Genomic DNA, 17,994 nt, shown 5'->3' with positions numbered 1-17,994 from the left:
AAATGGTTCGATGTCTGCCCGGATGCGACACATCTGGTGTGTCCATCCTCGCAGTATCCGGTTCTCAAGGTGCACGCCTGCGCCGGTTCCCGGTTGCACCGGGCCGCGCGGCAAGGAGATATATTGCCAGACCGGAGGGGCCCCGGGGGCGGGAATTCCACTCTTCACAAGTCCTACACAATACATCGCTTCCTATATATGTCATAGAAAGGCTGGTGCAGAAATACTGCACGTATCAGATGATGACCCTTCGGTTAAAAGATATATAAAGATCGGTCACCTGTAAGTGTTTATCTACCCGCGCTTTTAGCAATGTAAACCGCGCTTCAGATAAAAAGAGGGAGCGCCGCGCACAACGCGACACTCCCCTAGCGATTCAAGAGAATCTATTAGGCCTCGAGAGCCTTCTTGGCGATGGTAGCCAGCTCGTTGAAGGACTCGATGTCCTCGTAAGCCATCTGAGCCAGGACCTTGCGGTCGAGCTCGATGCCGGCAACCTTCAGGCCGTGCATGAACTGAGAGTAAGAGATGTCGTTCAGACGAGCAGCAGCGTTGATACGAGTGATCCAGAGAGAACGGATCTCGCGCTTCTTATTGCGGCGATCACGATACTGATACTGCAGAGAGTGCTGGACCTGCTCTTTAGCATGCTTGTAAGTACGCGAAGCGGCACCGTAGTAACCCTTCGCACGGTGCATAACGGTACGGCGCTTCTTCTTGGCGGCAACAGCGCGCTTAATACGTGCCATGTTCTATCAACTCCTAGACTGTAAAACGAAAAACGGGAACGCGAACTTAGGCGAGACGCGACTTGATGACCTTGCGGTCGGCAGCGGCGATCTCGGTCTCCTGACGGAAGCCACGCTTACGCTTGGTGGACTTCTTGCTCAGGATGTGGCTCTTGAAAGCCTTGGCGCGCATAAGCTTGCCGGTGCCAGTCTTGCGGAAACGCTTCTTGGTGCCGCTGTGGGACTTCATCTTAGGCATGAAATACTCCTTAATCGGTTACAGAACACTAGTTACTTGGTATCGCTTGCCGCTTTATCCTCATCGAAGGCGCCCTTAATCGGGGCGAGCAGCATAAGCATGTTACGGCCTTCCATCTTAGGCTTAGACTCGACCGTAGCGTAAGGCTTGAGATCCTCGGCGAGACGCTCGAGAACGTTAAGGCCCTGCTCCGGGTGAGCCATCTCACGGCCGCGGAACATGATGGTGATCTTAACGCGTGCGCCCTTCTTGAGGAAACGCAGAACGTGGCCCTTCTTGGTCTCGTAGTCGCCAACGTCGATCTTGGGTCGGAACTTCATTTCCTTGACCTCGACCTTGGACTGGTTCTTACGAGCAGCCTTGGCCTTCATGGCCTGCTGGTACTTGAACTTACCGTAGTCCATGACCTTGCAGACCGGCGGCTCCGCGTTGGGAGCGATCTCGACCAGGTCGAGACCCTGATCGTCGGCGACACGCTGGGCATCGCGGATGGCGAACAGGCCGAGCTGAGAGCCATCGACGCCAATCAAACGGCACGAAGATGCAGTAATCTCGTCGTTGATGCGGGTGTCATCAGACTTAGCTATTTTCCCTACCTCCATTCATAAAAAAATAACCCGGCGCTTCTCAGCAACCAGGTCGTACACATAGAGTTCCTCGATTTGAGGAAGGGAATCTAAGTTGTATGACCAGTCAGCTGCTCATTGGCGCCAAAAGGTGGGAACCCTCGGGTTCCTCTTTAGGGCATTGCGGGAACAACGCCTTGCGAATAATAACACGTACAGCGCGTTATCACATTACGTACACGAAAAAGGGGGCCGCAACCCCCTTGAACGCTCACTTGCATGTATGGTGCCCGAGGCGAGACTCGAAGGGCCTTCGCTTCGCGAAGCCCCGGGCTTCGGGCGCGCGGCGCCCTCGCCACGCTCCGCTACAAACAGGCCACAGGCCTGTTTGCTTAACGCTTCGCGCGCTCACGCGAGTTCGGCACGAAAAAGGGGGCCGCAACCCCCCTCGAACGCTCACTTGCATGTATGGTGCCCGAGGCGAGACTCGAACTCGCACGTTGTTGCCAACGGTGGATTTTGAGTCCACTGCGTCTGCCAATTCCGCCACTCGGGCACGTAATGCGTGAGTTAGTTTATCACAGCTTTCTACCGATTAGTCCGAAAATGGAACTTCGAACATTTCGATGAGTTCGACCGTGCGTAGCATCTCGCGCTGACGGCATCCGCGACCGTCGACCGAAGCCTCACCCATCTGGTTATCGTAAGGGTCCTCGCGCATGCCGTCGAAAGAGGGCTCAAACTCTGCCTGGAATCGATTGTTGGCCACCATACGCCATGGGTCGAGATTGCCAAAGTAGTGACGGCGGCGCCACTCCTCCCCCATCCTGCGAGCAGAAGATCCAAATGACACGTCGGCGTTGAGCCAACCGGTCTGCGGCGTATAGAACTCTGCCCAGTCGTGCGACCCCACCGAATCGGGCGCAACGTAGAGGCCGCTCTGCCAACGGGCAGGCACGTCCGCGATACGGCACATGGTGATAAACGTGAGCGCCATAACGCCGCAATCGCCGCGGAGCGAATGCGCGCAGTCATCGGCAATAGATCCCAAAAGCAAGTACGGCGGCTGATAGCGATAGTCGATATACTGCGTCAGGCAATCATAGATAGCACGGGCGCGATCGAGCGGATCCTCGAGTCCGCCAACAACGCTGGCCGTCAGCTGCTGCAGATACGGCGTAAATGCAATGTGCGGACGGTCCTCGGAAATATCCTCGGGCAGAGGCGCGTCCATACGCGGATGAACCGGAAGTGTGCCACCGTAGACATCACAATAAGCAGCATCGATGTGATAACGATAAGTCACCGAGAATGAGCGCTCACTCGAAGAAGACCACGAGGCGGTACGCGCCGAAGCGTTCGCGGGAGCAACAGCACCCTCCGGCGTCATGTCGAGAATCTCGACCTGAGACTGTTGGCGGCAGGTGGCGGCTACGGGAAGCCAAGCGCGAACGGTCTCCCCCTCTAGAGCGCCGGGGACAGACAAGGACGCCTTAAGCGTAATAACGCGAGTCAATCCGTTTTGTGACTCCATCTCCTTGAGCATCTCGTTGCGCAGTGCAATTCCGTCCGTAGGATCGGGACGCATGCCGGGGACCTCTTTGGGATATACGCGAAGCGAATCGAGGAAGTTGTCGAGAACGAACAGCTCGCCATCGATAAAGCGCCAGTCAATACGCTTACGGTCAATCAGATCGTCAAACTGCTCCTCGGTAAACTCAGGCCACTCCTCGCGAATCATCGCAATAGCCCGATCGCGCGACACCGAAAAAAGAAGCGGCGTCTCAAGCATGCGATACCGCTCGGCACGAACGCAGGCAGCAAGCGAGGGATCGGGATTCTGCCCCAAAAGACGATCACAAGCCGCAACAGCCTGCGTCAAATATCCGGCATCCTTGAGACGAAGAATCTCGGGCGGCAGTCCAATATCGAGATGACGGAAATCATCACAGCAAACATCAACAGAGCAACCAACAGGACCCTCGTCAATGACCTTCCCATCCGAAGGCAGCACATTAATAACAGCCATACCAAACTCCAAGTCATTAGAACTCTTGAAGCCCATTGTAGCGAGATAAAAAAGAAAGCCCCAATAAAGGAACCCTCAACACCGATAAACGGTACCTCTAAAAATGAATTCAGCCCAGTAACCCTGTAGCGAGTTAACAAAGGAGGCCCCGTTCACCCGGAGCTTTTCCCATTGCGCGACTTCTGGCAAAGTCAGGTGAGCGCAAGGGAAAAGCGTAGGGTGAACGGGGCCTCCGGCGGGAAGTTAAACCGCTACTTACGCCTTGTTGACGGAGCCAAACTCCTCCATGAGCTCCTTGGTGCGGGCAACGATGTTCTCGCGACCAGGCTTGAGGAGCTTGCGGGGGTCAAAGCCCTTGCCCTGCTGATCCTTGCCAGCCTCGATATACTCGCGAACGCCCTTGGCGAAGACGAGCTGCAGATCGGTGTTGACGTTGATCTTGGAGATACCCAGGGAGATGGCCTTCTTGATCTGATCCTCGGGGATGCCGGTGCCACCGTGCAGGACGAGGGGCAGGTCGCCGGTCTGAGCCTTAATCTCGCCCAGGCGCTCGAAGGAAAGGCCAGCCCAGTCGGCAGGGTACACGCCGTGGATGTTGCCGATACCGCAGGCGAGGAAGTCGACGCCCAGGTCAGCAATCTGCTTGCACTCAGCAGGATCAGCGAGCTCGCCGCTGGAGGTCACGCCGTCCTCGGTGCCGCCGATGCCGCCGACCTCGGCCTCGATGGACATGCCCTTGGAGTGGGCAAGCTCAACGAGCTCCTTGGTGCGGTCGAGGTTAAGCTGGAAGGTCTCCTCGTGAGAGCCGTCATACATGATGGACGTGAAGCCGGCCTCGATGCACTTGAAGCAGTCCTCGTAAGAACCGTGATCGAGGTGAAGGGCGACGGGAACGGTAACGCCCGTGGCCTCGACGGCAGCCTTGACCATGTCGGCGCAGACCTTGAAACCGCCCATCCACTTAGCGGCACCAGCGGTGCACTGAAGGATCAGCGGAGACTTGGCCTCCTCGGCGGCCTGGAGAATAGCCAGGGTCCACTCGAGGTTGTTGGTGTTGAAGGCACCGAGACCGTACTTGCCGGCCTCGGCCTTCTTGAGCATGTCTGCTGCGTTGACGAGCATAAAAGAAACCTCCTGTAAGGTTGCTCCGATAACGCCTGAGATTTTACCACGACATACCCGAGCATAAACGTCCGTTTGTTCACGAATACCATCCGATTGGACAAATTTTGACCGTTTGCCCCACAGAATCGACCCACTGGGGAAAATAGCTTGACGATTGAGCGGTCTTCGTGGTTCGGACGACGGCTTCGAGCCTACATCTGCATAAACGGGTTCTGCATAAGTTCGCGCGCCATCGTGGTCGAATCGCCATGGCCCGTCAAGCAAACGGTATCGGGCGGAAGCATCTTGGCAAGTTTGGAGAGCGAGCGCATAATCGCCGCCTCGTCACCGCCGGAAAGATCGGTACGACCGTGGCTGCCCGGGAAAAGCGTGTCGCCCACAAAGGCGATGTTCCCCCGCTCGGTCGCGGCGAACAGGACGATGCCGCCCGGCGTATGCCCCGGCGTCTCGATCACCTGCAGGCAGACGTCGCCCACCTCGATTGTATCGCCCTCGGCAAGCAAACGCGTCGGCTCACCCGGATCGGGTGTCTCGATACCCCACATGGCGCGCTGCTCCTCGATATTTGCGCGAGGTACCGTCACGTCCTTAGCGCACAACTCATATAGCGCGCTGTCGCCAACGACAGCTCGAACCCCGGCAACCCCGCCAACATGGTCGGCATGACCGTGCGTGCAGACAGAGCCGAGTACGCGCACCTCAGGATGCGCGGTGCGGATATGCTCCACAAGACACTCGCCCTCCCACGCCGGATCGACGATTAAGCACTCGTCATTCGAAATCACGGCGTAACTGTTGGTCTGAATGGGGCCGTTGACGAGCGCCTCAATCGAAGCCGCACCTCGGGGTGTCAGGTCCAAAGTCATATCGCCCATGCGCATACCCTCCTTCTAAAATACGTTCGAGGCACCAAACGATGCCTCGAACGTAACCAATATCTATGATGCTGAGAGGCTCTCGCACCTACACACGGCGCTTGAGCTGAGCTCCGCCTTCGCCGGGCATAAGACGGCGAGCGTCGTAGACCGAATCGACACTGCTGATGGAAGCCAGCAGCGGATCCAGACCACTCGCGTCCGAGATCTCGACCATAAAGCGCAGGGTTGCAATACCCTCGCGGTTGGTCGACGTGGCGGCAGAAAGGATATTGCCGCCCGCATCGCCAATGGCAATGGTGACATCCTTGAGCAGGCCCATACGGTCCAAGCACTCGACCACGATCTCGACCTGGAAGAGGGTGTCGACAGCGCCGTCCCACTCCACATCGATCATGCGCTCGGGATGTTCCATAAGACCCTTGACGTTGGGGCAGTTGGCGCGATGTACCGAAACGCCACGACCGCGCGTGATGAAGCCGACGATGTCGTCGCCCGTCACGGGGTTGCAGCAATGAGCCAGACGGACCAGCAGGCCGCTGTTGCTCTCGCCCTTGACGATAATGCCGTTACTTGCGCTCTTGCCGCGCTTTTGCGGCTTGCGGTTGGAGCCGCGAGCAGGCTGTTTCACGACCTCGGCGATAGCCTCGGCCTTGGTGAGCTGTTCCTCGGGCTTGGGGTCCAAGATTTGCTCGACCTTATTGCCCACAGCGCGCGGGGCAACCTTGCCGGCGCCGACGGCGGCAAACAGGTCCTCGAGCTGCTTGAAGTTAAACTGCTCCGCTACGGCGTTGAGCGCACGCGTCGAACGCGGCGTAGAAATGCCATAGCCACGCTTCCGCAGGTCCTTGGCCAGCATATCGCGGCCGGCAGCAGCGTCGTCATCCTTGGTCGCAGCGGCAAAATAGCGGCGGATCTTTGACTTGGCGGAAGGCGTCTTAACGATCTTGAGCCAATCACGCGACGGCTTGGAACTCTTGTTAGTCAGGATCTCGACACGGTCACCCGTCTTAATCTCGTGCGTGAGCGGAGCCACCGCACCGTTGATTTTGGCGCCGACGCAATGGTTTCCCACCTCGGTGTGAACGGCATAGGCAAAGTCGAGCGGCGTGGAGCCGGCACGAAGCGCCATGACCTCGCCCTTGGGCGTAAAGACGAAGATCTCCTGATCGAAGAGGTCGACCTTCAGCGAATGCAGGTATTCCTTGGCGTCGGTGATCTCATCAGACGCAGCCCAATCGAGCGAATGCTTGAGCCAGTTGATCTGGTCGTCCAAACGTTGAGCGTCATTGGTCTTGGAAGCAGACGATCCGCCCGACTTCTTGTATAGCCAGTGGGCGGCAATGCCGTACTCGGCCTGCTCATGCATCTCGTAGGTTCGAATCTGAATCTCGAGCGGACGGGCCGTGGGGCCGATGACCGTCGTGTGGAGCGACTGGTAGTTATTGACCTTGGGCATGGCGATATAGTCTTTAAAGCGACCGGGCATGGGGTGCCACAGCGTATGCACCGCGCCGAGCGTGGAGTAGCAATCGCGCACCGAATGCGTGATGACACGCAGTGCCACCAGGTCGTAGATCTCGGAGAATTCCTTGCCCTTGCGCTTCATCTTTTGGTAGATGGACCAATAGTGCTTGGAACGGCCGTTAATCTGGAAGTCCTCCAGGCCAATGCGGTTGAGTTCGTCGGTGAGTGTCTTGATGGTCTCGGCCAGATAGCGCTCACGGACCTCGCGCGACTCCGCCACCATGCGCGCGATGCGCTGGTAGGCGTCGGGTTCAAGGTAGAAGAAGGACAGGTCCTCGAGCTCCCATTTAATGGAGCTCATGCCCAGACGGTCGGCCAGGGGCGCATACACGTCCATGGTCTCGCGAGCCTTAAACAGGCGACGATCCTCGCGCAGGGCTGCCAGCGTTCGCATGTTGTGCAGACGGTCGGCAAGTTTAACGATGATGACGCGGATGTCCTTGGACATGGCGAGGAACATCTTGCGCAGCGTGAGGGCCTGCTTCTCGTCCATGCTGTCGACTTCGATGTTGGTGAGCTTGGTCACGCCATCGACGAGCTCGGCCACCGTATCGCCAAACAGGCCGGAAACATCGGCAAGCGAGGTCTCTGTATCCTCAACGGTATCGTGCAGCAGCGCGGCGCACACCACATCGCAGTCCATCTTGAGATCGGCCAAAATGATGGCAACCTCGACGGGATGGTTAATGTACATCTCGCCCGAGCGGCGCTTTTGGTTGCAGTGCTTCTCGGCGGCAAAGCAGTAGGCCTGCTCCACCTTGGAGAAGTCGTCCTCATTCATATATTTGAGGCACAGGCGCTCCAGCTTGTCGTAGCTGTCCGCCACAATCTCGGGCGGCAGCTCATCGGCATGCTTATAGTGCTCCATCTCCGAAAACGGCTGGAGGGTGGAATCATGGGCGGTACGGGCTGCGGCATCCATCGAGGTCCCCTTCCCCTAGGCCCGCGGTACGATCGGGCGGTTAACTTTGGCTAGCATATCAGAAGCGCACGAATCGAGCGCCCAGCTCCGGAAAGCCGAAAACTCCATGCGCGAGCGCAAGCCCTCCAAATAGCGAATTGACCTACTCAATTGCACGCGGCCGGGGTTTTCGGCCATCGCGATGCGACGGGTGTCGTCAAACCCCGAAACTCGACAAAAACCAAGCTCTTCGAAGATTCCCAGGCCGCTTTCCACCGAACGCTCGTCGACCGGCGTGCGAGCATCGATGGCAAGGCACATCTGTGCGATGTCGATATCGCTCGCGCTAAAGGAATCGTCCCCGGTTTTGCCGCGGTTGGAGCGCCACATGGTCTGCAGCGCGCGATAGAGCGTGACGAGCTCGTCGCGCTCGGGCGCATAGCAGTCGAGTAGGCGCTCGTTAATGCGGGCGTCGCGCGACGAATAGAGCAGATGGATCACGGCGGGCTGGCCATCGCGACCGGCACGGCCGCTCATCTGGTTAAACTCAATGCCGCCAAACGGCATGTGATAGAGCACGACATGGCGAATATCGGGAAGGTTGACGCCCTCGCCAAAGGCAGATGTCGAGACGATGCAGCTGAGGCTTCCGTCTCGGAATGCTTCCTCCACGCGACGGCGATCGGAACGCGCAAGCCCCGCGTTATAGAACGCGATATGGGTTGCGCAATCGGGCACACGCTTGCGCAACGTCTTGGCGAGCGCCACGGACTGGTCGCACGAATTGACGTAGATGACGGTCTTTTCCCCCGTCGCCACAATCGACACCAAACGGTTCTCGCGACTTGCAAGATCACGGTCGTCCTCGAGCCGCAGGTTCTCGCGCACCGTCTCGTCGACCACCGTGCGAGTGATCGGCAGCATGCGGGCAAGCTCGGCCACGACCGGAGCCGTCGCGGTGGCCGTCGCAGCCATAACGACCGGGTCGCCCAGGGCTTTGAGGATATCGGGCATGTCGAGATAGGCGCTGCGGTCGCCGCCCTTGGCAAGGCCGGCGTGGTGCGCCTCGTCGATAACGACAAAGCCGATGCGGCCCGAACGTGCGAAGCGGTCACGGTGGATAGATAGGAACTCGGGCGTCGTGAGCACGATACCGGTGCGGCCCGAAGCTAGGCCGGCGAACACATCATCGCGTGCGGCCTCCACGGTCTCGCCGGTCAGCACGTCAACACCAATACCGAGCGCTGCCATCGTCGACGAGAGGTGATAGGCCTGGTCGGCAACGAGCGCACGCAGCGGATAGACAAAGATGCTCGAACGTCCGCGAAGCACCGCCTCACGCGCGGCATGCACATGGAAGATGAGCGACTTGCCGCGCCCCGTTCCCATAACGGCCAGAACACTTTGGTGATCGGCCAGGGCATCGAGCGCCTCGACCTGCGCGCGATGTGGCTGGTTCGAGCCGATAAAGCTATGGATAAGCGAGCGCGTGAGCTCGGTATAGGAAAGCTGGGCGAGCGTCTCGCGCTTGCGCGACTCCAAGCGCAGGCCGGAATCCGCCGGCTGCACGCCACGACGAAGCTCGCATGCCGGATCGTCGACGCTGGGCAGCGTGGTATCGCGGACCAGAACATCCTTGACCATGAGCTTGGGCTTCACACGACCCTGCCAATGCTCGGCAACGGCCTCGAACACCAAGTCGACAGCGCTATCGCAGTTGATGAGCTTATCGATTTGCGGCACGCGGAACATAATAGCCGGCACACTCGCGGCGCCATCGGTCGCCACAAAGCGCATGTGCTCGCCGGTCTTACCCACCACGGCGCGATCACACATCGTCACGCCCTCGGCAGCCAGCAGCGGCACCTTATTACCCTGGCCAAACGGCTCAAGGCGGGAAATCTGCTCGATGGTCTCGATATTCAATTCGGAAAGGTCGACCGTGGCGGCAACCTCGTCGGTGTCCTCAAAGTCCTCGGCGGGAAGCTCGGACAACACGACGGAAAGGCGACGGCGGAACTCATCGAGCTTGGATGCCTCGATGGTCACACCCACCGCACCGGCATGTCCGCCGCGACGAATCATCAGGTCGGAACAGCGTTCGATGGCGTCAAACAGGTTAACTTTGCCCACCGAGCGACCAGAGCCGCGCGCGATACCGTCCTCGATCGAGAACAGCAGCGCCGGCACGTGGTAGCGGTTGGTCAGACGGCTTGCCACGATGCCCTTGACGCCCTCGTGCCAGCCTTCGCCGCCCACGACGATCGCGCGTCCGCCGTCATAGGTCTCCTCGACCTTTGCCATGGCATCGCGCGTGAGCTCCGCCTCGATCTCACGGCGCTGGCGGTTGATTTCCTCGAGCTCAGCCGCCAGTGCGCTTGCTTCGATGGGATCGCGGGCAAGCAGCAGGTCGAGCGCCAGCTTGGGATCAGCCATGCGCCCGGCAGCGTTTAAGCGGGGAATGAGCGAGAATGACAGGCCATCCGCCGTAATGCTCGAAAGGTCCGCCTTGGCGAGCGCGGCAAGCGCGATATAGCCCGGGCGAGCGGTTACGCGCATCTGCTGGATGCCCTCGGCAACCAGCGCGCGGTTCTCGGGCGTGAGCGGCATCATGTCGGACACGGTGCCCAGCGCCGCGACCTCGATTAGCGAACGCCAATACGACGGCTTGCCCAGACGCTCGCCCAGGACTTGCACCAACTTGAGTGCCACGCCGGCACCGGCAAGCTCACGCGAAGGACCATCGTCATCGAGCTTAGGGTCGGTCAGGGGTACGCCCTGCGGCACCTGATCGGAGGGCTCGTGATGGTCCGTGACCACCAAATCGATCCCCAGGCTCTTCAGATAGGAAACCTCTTCCTTGGCGGCAATGCCGTTATCGACGGTCACGATCAGCTGGGGGCGAGCGAGCTCGTTAACGCGGTCGAGCGCCGCGCGCGAAAGACCGTAGCCCTCATCAAAGCGATGCGGAATAAACGGCGTGACATCGGCGCCAAACGTGCGCAGCGCCTCGGTCAACAGGCAGGTCGACGTAATACCGTCAACGTCAAAATCGCCAAAGACTGCAATGTGCTCGTGGTTGCGAATAGCACGCTCGACGCGGTCGGCAACGACCGACATGCCCGGGATAATGAGTGGGTCGGCCCAGTCGCGATCGAGCGAAGGCGTCAAAAACAATTGGCCCTCTTTGATTGAGCCAATGCCGTGCGCGACCATAATGCGCGCCACCAGCCCGGGAATGCCCAGACCAGCCGAAAGCTCCTTTTCGAGCTCGGGGTTTTGCTGAGCGACCGCCCAGCGATGCGTCGTCTTAAGCGATGACATAGGCACCCACCCCCGATAGGGGCAGGTCGCCGCGATACCTCTCACGGTTCATAGCGATGAGTCCTCTGTGTACGCCCGCTTCGGCAGGCAGATCTGTTGAACGGATTTATTATACCGTGCGGCGCGGACGCAAATCGCCGCAGCACGCCGCGGTTTCGGTAAACGATGCCGGTAATAGCCTCGAAATAATCGAGCGTTTCTGACGCACGGACACATGTGAGCGTCTAGCATATCCAGTCAAAACGGATTCACGAGCAAAGGGAGTCACAAGAGCATATGAAACAATGGGTTGGACTGGGCAAGTTTCTCGCGGGGCACATGCAAATCATCGTTCCGATTTGCGTGGCGCTCGGCGTGCTCTTTCCCCAACAAATCGGCGTGCTCAAGCCCATCGTTCCCACCTTGTTTGCCTTTATGACGTTCCAAGGTGCGCTCAGCAACACTTTTCACCAGGTAGCCGAGGTGTTCCACCGTCCGCTGCACCTGATTCTGGCGTTGTTGGTCTCGGCGGCGCTTATTCCCATCGCGGCCTATGCCATGGGATCGTTGTTCTTTGGTTCCAACCCCAACCTTGTCTGCGGCATCGTGCTCGAATACAGTGTGCCCGTGGCAGTCACCGCTTTTATGTGGATCAGCATGTTCGGCGGCAACGGCCCGCTCGCGCTCACCATCATCCTGACGTCCTCGGTCATCTCCCCTGTGACGATTCCGCTTACGCTCAAGCTCCTGCTGGGCGCCACCGTCTCGATCGACGTGCCGAGCATGATGCAGAACATGGCCTTTATGATCGCCATCCCCGCCGTGCTCGGCATCGTGATCAACGAGCTCACGCGCGGATGGGGGCACGAAAAACTCTCCCCCGCGCTCTCGCCCGCCTGCAAGTTCATGATGATGGGTGTTATCGCCTCCAACTCCACCGCCATGAGCGAGTACGTGCTGCACATGAACGCGGTGCGCTTGGAAGTCGCCCTCTTTATTTTGGTCTTCGCCATCAGCGGCTTTGTCGTCGGCATTCTGGTCGCCCGCGCGCTGCATCTGCCATATAGCGAAACGACCACCATGTGCTTTACCTGCGGCATGCGCAATATCTCTTCGGGCGCCGTCATCGCCACGCAATACTTTCCGGGCGAAGTTGTGTTTCCCGTCATGTGTGGAACGTTGTTTCAGCAGGTGCTCGCCTCGCTTATCGGGCACTTCTTTGAGCGTCTGACCGGCGAGGAGCGCGCCGCCCAGCGCAAGCGCGTCGAGGCCGGCCGCGATGCAATGGCGCGCTAAACCGTCCGCAGTGTGCGGGCGCTCACTTTACGATGTGAGCGCCTCCAGATGTGCGCGGAGTCGCTCCGCATCGACATCGAGCGTGGTCTCAGCATTGACCTGAGCCAGCCGATACCCGACAAAGTAGGGTGAAACCACCCAACGTGGAAGCGCCTTGGCAATGGTCCGGCCGCTCATGTGATAGAAGAACAGGTTGTACGACTCTGCACGACCGCCATGGTGCTCGTGCAAGATATAGCGCAGAGCTACCTGGATTGCGTCGGCGAAGAGATCCGCCTCGGCTTGGTCTCTCGTGTCATCGCTGGCGGCGATTCCCTGCGGGGCTGAAACGTTGATCTCAAAGAACCCCATGATCGGTTCGGTTGAGATGTTGACCGCGATTCTCCCCTGTCGCCAGACATTGATGCCTTCGAAATTGGCAGAAATCAGCGAAGCGTAGCCGTCTTCCTGCTCCAAACCCACAATCTGCATGTGCGGATGGACCAGACTGCCGCCCGAAAGTGGGCCCTTGTTCTTGTACATGAGAACGCTGCGATACTGCCGGGAGTCAATCATCTGCTGCCAGCAATCCAGAGCAAACCGCATAACATGATGCAGCTCGTCCGACGCATAGGTCACCAGGTCGGCGTCGTGGTCGGACGACTCAATCAATACGGTCTGGCGAGTGGCCCGCAAGGTCTTAAACTTATTCTCGAGCCAGATGCAGTCACCGTCGCGCCGGATGATATTGGCGAGTTCCTCGGTATCGCAAAAGGGGCACGCGGTGCCGGGACGACGGTTGTCGTCGGGCTTACCGTTCGCCTGCTGAACGTCAAATACCAGCGCCACGGGTTATACCTCCAGCGGCACAATCTTGGTGCCATGGAGCTCGGAGACGCCCAGTGCCGCCGCCACGGTATCGCGGTTGGCCGTGGAAATGCCGCCGCCGGGAAGGATGGTCAGGCGGTCTCCCGCACACTCGATAAGACGCGACAGATGCTCCAGGTTGTCCTCGATCGGCGTGCCGGCGGCACCGCCGTGCGTCAGGATGCGCGTAACGCCGCAATCGGCGAGTGTGTCGACGGCATCGAGTTGAGCCTCGGGCGAGAGCTGGTCAAACGCCATGTGGAAGGTGATGTCGATGGGCTCACGCTTACATTCCTCGGTCGCGCAGCCCGCAGCCATCACGAGGGCGCCAAGCGTAAGTTCGTCGAGCGCCCATCCGCCAGCGCAGGGCTTGCAGCAGCCAAAGACCAAGCCGTCAACGCCGGCGCTCACGGCAAGGCCCAGGTCCATCTCCATCATACGCAGCTCGTCCTGGTTGTAGTGAAAGTCGCCGCCACGCGGGCGAATCATGCACATCACCCGTGCATCGTGCTCGTGGGCATAGTTGGTCGTAGCGCTGATAACGCCGGCCGAAGGCGTGGTGCCACCAACGGCAAGGTTGTCGCACAGCTCGATACGCCTTGCACCGGCATCGATAGCCGCCGGCACCCGCTCAAAGTTCTCGGCACAAAACTCGTACACCATAGATAGACCCCCAAAGACAGCAGATGTTTTCCGACGGGCATTTTCACACATCCCCATGAAGTTGCGGTGGAATAGGGACTGTTTTGGCCTCTTAGACTCCCATTTAGTCCCTATTCCACCGCAACATAAAGGGGGCAGAACCAAAGTAACGCCGCAGGCAGAGGACGGACAGCGAGCGGGCACCAGAGCGAACAAATTGGCATGAAAAGAGGACGGCATAGACCTTCTGGTCATGCCGCCCTCTTTGAATGACAAGTTGTCGCTCTGGTGCCCGCGCAGCGTCGACTGGTCCGCCGTTCGGTAGAACGGCGGAACCTCCTAGCCACCCAGATAGGCCTTGCGGACGTTATCGTCGTGCAGCAGCTCTTGACCGGTGCCGGTCATGGTGATTTTGCCGGTCTCGAGCACGTAACCGCGCGTGGCGATGGAAAGCGCCATCTGCGCGTTTTGCTCGACCAGAAGTACCGTGGTACCGGCCTTGTGCAGGTCCTCGACAATCTGGAAGATCTGTTCGATCAGAATCGGTGCCAGACCCATGGAAGGTTCGTCGAGCATAAGCAGTTTGGGGTTACTCATAAGGGCGCGCCCCATAACGAGCATCTGCTGCTCGCCGCCCGAAAGGGTGCCGGCGACCTGGCGACGACGTTCCTTCAGGCGCGGGAACTGCTCGTAGACGCGCTCCAGGCCCGGAGCCACCGTGGACTTGGGCTGCGTATAGGCACCCATCTCCAGGTTCTCCTCGACCGTCATCTGCAAAAAGGCGCGACGACCCTCGGGGACCTGAGCCAGGCCCTTACCAACCAGCTTGTCGGCGGGCGTATGGGTAATGTCCTCGCCCATAAACTTGATGGAACCGGTCTTGGAACGCAGCAGGCCCGAGACGGTCTTGAGCGTTGTGGACTTGCCGGCACCGTTGGCACCAATCAAGGCCACGATCTCGCCCTCGTTAACGTTAAAGGAGATGTCCTTAATGGCGTGGATGGCGCCGTACCAGACGTTGATGTTGTAGACGGAAAGCATCGGCTCTGCCATTTAGTTCTCCCCCTTATCCTGCTTGCCCAGATATGCCTCAATAACAGCGTCGTTGTTCTGGATTTCCTCTGCCGTGCCCTTGGCGATGACCTTACCAAAGTTGAGCACGCAGATGCCCTCGCAGATGTTCATAACGAGCGACATATCATGCTCGATAAGCATGATGGCAATGCCAAAGGTGTCGCGAATCTTGACGATGTTCTCCATGAGCTCCGCGGTCTCAGACGGGTTCATGCCGGCAGCAGGCTCGTCGAGCAGCAGTAGCTTGGGGTTGGTGGCAAGCGCGCGGACGATCTCCAGACGACGCTGAGCGCCGTAAGGCAGCGATCCGGCCTGCTCGTTTGCCAGATGCTCCATATCAAAGATGGACAGCAGCTCCATGGCGCGCTCGTGAGCAGCCTTCTCGTGCTTCCAATACGTCGGCAGGCGCAGCACGCCCTCAAAGCCGGAGTAACGCTCCTGGTTATGCAGGCCGACCTTGACGTTATCCTCCACCGTCATGGTGTTGAATAGGCGAATGTTCTGGAAGGTACGGGCAATACCCATGCGGTTGACCTGGTAGACCGACTTGCCCGAGGTGTCCTCGCCGTCGAGCAGGATGGTGCCATGCGTGGGCTGGTACACCTTGGTGAGCAGGTTGAAGACCGTGGTCTTGCCGGCGCCGTTGGGACCGATCAGACCGGCGATCTCGGTCTTGCCGATAGTCAGGCTAAAGTCGTCGACTGCCTTAAGGCCACCGAACTCAATGCCCAGGTGGATGCACTCGAGTGCAGGGCGCTCGCCCAGGTCACGATCGGGAACGATGGCGCCAGAAGGATACGGGACCATCTTGCCCTTCTTGAACTCAAATTTACTGGGCATCGGCTGCCACCTCCTTCTTGGAAGCAAAGCGGTCCTTGACGCGACCGAAGAACGCCTTGAGCTGCGGGTTGTTGGTAAAAATCATGACCAGGATCAGCACGATGGCGTAGATGAGCATGCGGTAGTCCGAGAACTGACGAAGCAGCTCGGGAAGCACCGTGAGCAGCGCCGCCGCGATGACGGAGCCGCGCATATTGCCCAGACCGCCCAGGACCACGAACACCAGGATGAGAATGGACGTGTTGAAGTCGAACTTGGTGGCGGAGAGCTGCGAGAAGTTACCGCCGAAGAGGGCTCCGGCGGCACCGGCGAGGGCAGCGGAAACCACGAAGGCGATCATGCGGTACTCGGTGACGGAGATGCCTACGGACTCGGCTGCAATCTTGTTATCGCGCACGGCCATAATGGCACGGCCGGTACGGCTGCGAACCAGGTTGAGCACGATCACGAGTGCGACCATGACCAGGATGGCACCGGCGAGGAAGGTCGAGTACGTCGACACGCCCGAGGCGCCCTGGGCGCCCTTGATGATGGCGGTGCCGTCCTCGAGCAGGTGCAGGTCGTCGATCGTAGAGTTGCCCGTGATGTTAAAGATCACGTGCAGGCCGCGGGAGTCGACGCCCACAATGAGGCAGGTGACGATCTCTTTGATGATCTCGCCAAAAGCCAGGGTCACGATAGCCAGATAGTCGCCGCTCAGGCGCAGGACCGGGATGCCAATCAAGAAGCCCAGGATGGCGGCAGCGATGGCGCCGACCACGATACTGATGATAAGGCGAACCGGATCGGAGGGAACGGCGCTCTCCAGCGCGACGGCGGTGACGATTCCCGTATAGGCGCCGACACTCATAAAGCCTGCGTGGCCCAGCGACAGGTCGCCCGCGATGCCGACGACGAGGTTGAGGGAAATGGCCATGACGATATAGGCCGTGATGGGAACCAGCTGACCGGCGATCATGCGCGGAATCATGTGGTTAGACTGCATAAAGAACACGATGGCGAAGGCCACGATGCACATGGCGTACGTGACAAAGTCGTGACGCGTCTGCTTGTCTTTAAGAAACTTCATAACGCTCACCTACACCTTCTCGGGGACGTACTTGCCCAAGAGGCCGGCAGGCTTGACGAGCAGGACGATGATCAAAACACCAAAGACGATGGAGTTGGCAAGGCTCGTGGAAATGTAAGCCTGCGCCATCGCCTCGATGATGCCGATGAGAATGCCACCGACAAAGGCACCGGGGATGGAGCCGATGCCGCCGAAGACGGCGGCGTCGAAGGCCTTGATGCCAGGCATGGCACCCGTCGTGGGCTGCAGCACCGGCGAGTAGGAGCACAGGAGCACGCCGGCGATGGCGGCAAGCGCCGAGCCGATGGCAAACGTCATCGAGATGGTGCGGTTGACGTTGATGCCCATGAGCTGAGCGGCGGCCTTGTCCTCGGACACGGCGCGCATGGCCTTGCCCATCTTGGTCTTACCTGTAAAGAACATCAGGCCGGCCATGATAACCAGGCAGGCGACGATGGTGACGAGCGAGACGGCGCTTACGTTGAACTTGGCCAAGAACTCCGGCACCTGGAAGGTGACGAGCGAAGTGAAGTTCTTGGGCGTGGCGCCCCACAGAAGCTGCGCGGCGTTCTGCAGGAAGTAAGACACGCCGATAGCCGTGATCAGAACGGCCAGCGGGCCTGCTTGGCGCAGCGGCTTATAGGCCAGACCCTCAATGAGAACGCCGAGAACCGTGCAGACCACACAAGAAAGAATTACAGATACCCAGCCCGGGAGGCCGAGATACGACGTGGCGCAGAACGAGACATAGGCACCGACCATGATGACGTCGCCGTGAGCGAAGTTCAGCATCTTGGCGATACCGTAGACCATGGTGTAGCCCAACGCGATGATGGCGTAGACGCTGCCCATGGACAGGCCGTTGACCAGGTATTGGATAAAGACCGTCATGTTCCACATCCCCCTTTCGAATA

15 protein-coding genes and 1 tRNA gene are annotated in these 17,994 nt (G+C 59.3%); 1 reads left to right on the top strand and 15 read right to left on the bottom strand.

Going from position 1 to position 17,994, the window contains the following annotated elements:
- Positions 1-389 precede the first annotated feature (389 nt).
- From rplT to recJ, 9 genes are all read right to left on the bottom strand, one after another.
- Complete coding sequence (rplT, locus tag PMX60_RS08345; protein ID WP_006234421.1) at positions 390-749, bottom strand: 50S ribosomal protein L20; 360 nt, start codon at positions 747-749, stop codon at positions 390-392.
- A gap of 46 nt (positions 750-795) precedes the next feature.
- Entirely contained in the window at positions 796-987 is a 192-nt protein-coding gene (gene rpmI, locus PMX60_RS08340; protein WP_006234422.1) for a 50S ribosomal protein L35, read from the bottom strand.
- 32 nt (positions 988-1,019) lie between these two features.
- The gene (gene infC, locus PMX60_RS08335) at positions 1,020-1,589 is read right to left on the bottom strand and encodes a translation initiation factor IF-3 (protein ID WP_006234423.1); all 570 of its coding nucleotides are present in this window, start codon (positions 1,587-1,589) and stop codon (positions 1,020-1,022) included.
- Positions 1,590-2,022: 433 nt separating this feature from the next.
- Positions 2,023-2,109: transfer RNA gene (locus tag PMX60_RS08330), tRNA-Leu, on the bottom strand.
- Positions 2,110-2,148: 39 nt separating this feature from the next.
- Entirely contained in the window at positions 2,149-3,582 is a 1,434-nt protein-coding gene (locus PMX60_RS08325; protein ID WP_271747530.1) for a transglutaminase-like domain-containing protein, read from the bottom strand.
- A gap of 255 nt (positions 3,583-3,837) precedes the next feature.
- Positions 3,838-4,704 carry a class II fructose-1,6-bisphosphate aldolase gene (gene fba / locus PMX60_RS08320; RefSeq protein ID WP_217107712.1) on the bottom strand — a complete coding sequence of 289 codons (867 nt, stop codon included), beginning with the start codon at positions 4,702-4,704 and terminating at the stop codon, positions 3,838-3,840.
- A gap of 194 nt (positions 4,705-4,898) precedes the next feature.
- Positions 4,899-5,582: an MBL fold metallo-hydrolase gene (locus PMX60_RS08315; RefSeq protein ID WP_334203716.1), complete on the bottom strand. Its 684-nt coding sequence runs from the start codon at positions 5,580-5,582 to the stop codon at positions 4,899-4,901.
- Between the two features lie 88 nt (positions 5,583-5,670).
- A complete protein-coding gene (locus PMX60_RS08310; RefSeq protein WP_271747529.1) occupies positions 5,671-8,031 on the bottom strand; it encodes a RelA/SpoT family protein in 2,361 nt (786 codons plus the stop codon).
- Positions 8,032-8,046: 15 nt separating this feature from the next.
- Positions 8,047-11,334 carry a single-stranded-DNA-specific exonuclease RecJ gene (recJ, locus tag PMX60_RS08305; protein ID WP_271747528.1) on the bottom strand — a complete coding sequence of 1,096 codons (3,288 nt, stop codon included), beginning with the start codon at positions 11,332-11,334 and terminating at the stop codon, positions 8,047-8,049.
- A gap of 276 nt (positions 11,335-11,610) precedes the next feature.
- Here recJ and PMX60_RS08300 point away from each other — a divergent pair, with 276 nt between their 5' ends.
- Positions 11,611-12,609 carry a bile acid:sodium symporter family protein gene (locus PMX60_RS08300; RefSeq protein ID WP_215673385.1) on the top strand — a complete coding sequence of 333 codons (999 nt, stop codon included), beginning with the start codon at positions 11,611-11,613 and terminating at the stop codon, positions 12,607-12,609.
- Between the two features lie 27 nt (positions 12,610-12,636).
- On the opposite strand, the gene PMX60_RS08295 is transcribed toward PMX60_RS08300, so the two are convergent.
- The 6 genes from PMX60_RS08295 to PMX60_RS08270 all read right to left on the bottom strand — a co-directional run bounded on the left by PMX60_RS08295 (position 12,637) and on the right by PMX60_RS08270 (position 17,971).
- Positions 12,637-13,437 (bottom strand): DUF4931 domain-containing protein, encoded by an 801-nt coding sequence (locus tag PMX60_RS08295; RefSeq protein ID WP_271747527.1) that lies wholly within the window; start codon positions 13,435-13,437, stop codon positions 12,637-12,639.
- 3 nt (positions 13,438-13,440) lie between these two features.
- A complete protein-coding gene (locus tag PMX60_RS08290; RefSeq protein ID WP_271747526.1) occupies positions 13,441-14,118 on the bottom strand; it encodes a copper homeostasis protein CutC in 678 nt (225 codons plus the stop codon).
- 318 nt (positions 14,119-14,436) lie between these two features.
- Complete coding sequence (locus tag PMX60_RS08285) at positions 14,437-15,150, bottom strand: ABC transporter ATP-binding protein (RefSeq protein WP_006234438.1); 714 nt, start codon at positions 15,148-15,150, stop codon at positions 14,437-14,439.
- Entirely contained in the window at positions 15,151-16,011 is an 861-nt protein-coding gene (locus tag PMX60_RS08280; protein WP_055310550.1) for an ABC transporter ATP-binding protein, read from the bottom strand.
- A complete protein-coding gene (locus tag PMX60_RS08275; protein ID WP_117758808.1) occupies positions 16,001-17,080 on the bottom strand; it encodes a branched-chain amino acid ABC transporter permease in 1,080 nt (359 codons plus the stop codon). The genes PMX60_RS08280 and PMX60_RS08275 overlap by 11 nt, the downstream gene beginning before the upstream one ends.
- A gap of 9 nt (positions 17,081-17,089) precedes the next feature.
- On the bottom strand, positions 17,090-17,971 hold the full coding sequence (locus PMX60_RS08270; protein ID WP_035137220.1) for a branched-chain amino acid ABC transporter permease: 882 nt from the start codon (positions 17,969-17,971) through the stop codon (positions 17,090-17,092).
- Positions 17,972-17,994: the final 23 nt, after the last annotated feature.

This window comes from Collinsella aerofaciens (assembly GCF_028206995.1).
GTDB classification, from domain to species: Bacteria; Actinomycetota; Coriobacteriia; order Coriobacteriales; family Coriobacteriaceae; genus Collinsella; species Collinsella aerofaciens_AQ.
This window is presented reverse-complemented; position numbering and strand designations above follow the sequence as displayed.

What these genes read in the sequence shown, in the direction of transcription:
- recJ (WP_271747528.1), bottom strand. Translation starts at nt 11,334, where the DNA reads ATGTCATCGCTTAAGACGACGCATCGCTGGGCGGTCGCTCAGCAAAAC.
- infC (WP_006234423.1), bottom strand. Translation starts at nt 1,589, where the DNA reads ATGGAGGTAGGGAAAATAGCTAAGTCTGATGACACCCGCATCAACGAC.
- PMX60_RS08280 (WP_055310550.1), bottom strand. Translation starts at nt 16,011, where the DNA reads ATGCCCAGTAAATTTGAGTTCAAGAAGGGCAAGATGGTCCCGTATCCT.
- PMX60_RS08270 (WP_035137220.1), bottom strand. Translation starts at nt 17,971, where the DNA reads ATGACGGTCTTTATCCAATACCTGGTCAACGGCCTGTCCATGGGCAGC.
- rpmI (WP_006234422.1), bottom strand. Translation starts at nt 987, where the DNA reads ATGCCTAAGATGAAGTCCCACAGCGGCACCAAGAAGCGTTTCCGCAAG.
- PMX60_RS08275 (WP_117758808.1), bottom strand. Translation starts at nt 17,080, where the DNA reads ATGAAGTTTCTTAAAGACAAGCAGACGCGTCACGACTTTGTCACGTAC.
- PMX60_RS08285 (WP_006234438.1), bottom strand. Translation starts at nt 15,150, where the DNA reads ATGGCAGAGCCGATGCTTTCCGTCTACAACATCAACGTCTGGTACGGC.
- PMX60_RS08310 (WP_271747529.1), bottom strand. Translation starts at nt 8,031, where the DNA reads ATGGATGCCGCAGCCCGTACCGCCCATGATTCCACCCTCCAGCCGTTT.
- PMX60_RS08300 (WP_215673385.1), top strand. Translation starts at nt 11,611, where the DNA reads ATGAAACAATGGGTTGGACTGGGCAAGTTTCTCGCGGGGCACATGCAA.
- PMX60_RS08315 (WP_334203716.1), bottom strand. Translation starts at nt 5,582, where the DNA reads ATGGGCGATATGACTTTGGACCTGACACCCCGAGGTGCGGCTTCGATT.
- PMX60_RS08325 (WP_271747530.1), bottom strand. Translation starts at nt 3,582, where the DNA reads ATGGCTGTTATTAATGTGCTGCCTTCGGATGGGAAGGTCATTGACGAG.
- fba (WP_217107712.1), bottom strand. Translation starts at nt 4,704, where the DNA reads ATGCTCGTCAACGCAGCAGACATGCTCAAGAAGGCCGAGGCCGGCAAG.
- rplT (WP_006234421.1), bottom strand. Translation starts at nt 749, where the DNA reads ATGGCACGTATTAAGCGCGCTGTTGCCGCCAAGAAGAAGCGCCGTACC.
- PMX60_RS08290 (WP_271747526.1), bottom strand. Translation starts at nt 14,118, where the DNA reads ATGGTGTACGAGTTTTGTGCCGAGAACTTTGAGCGGGTGCCGGCGGCT.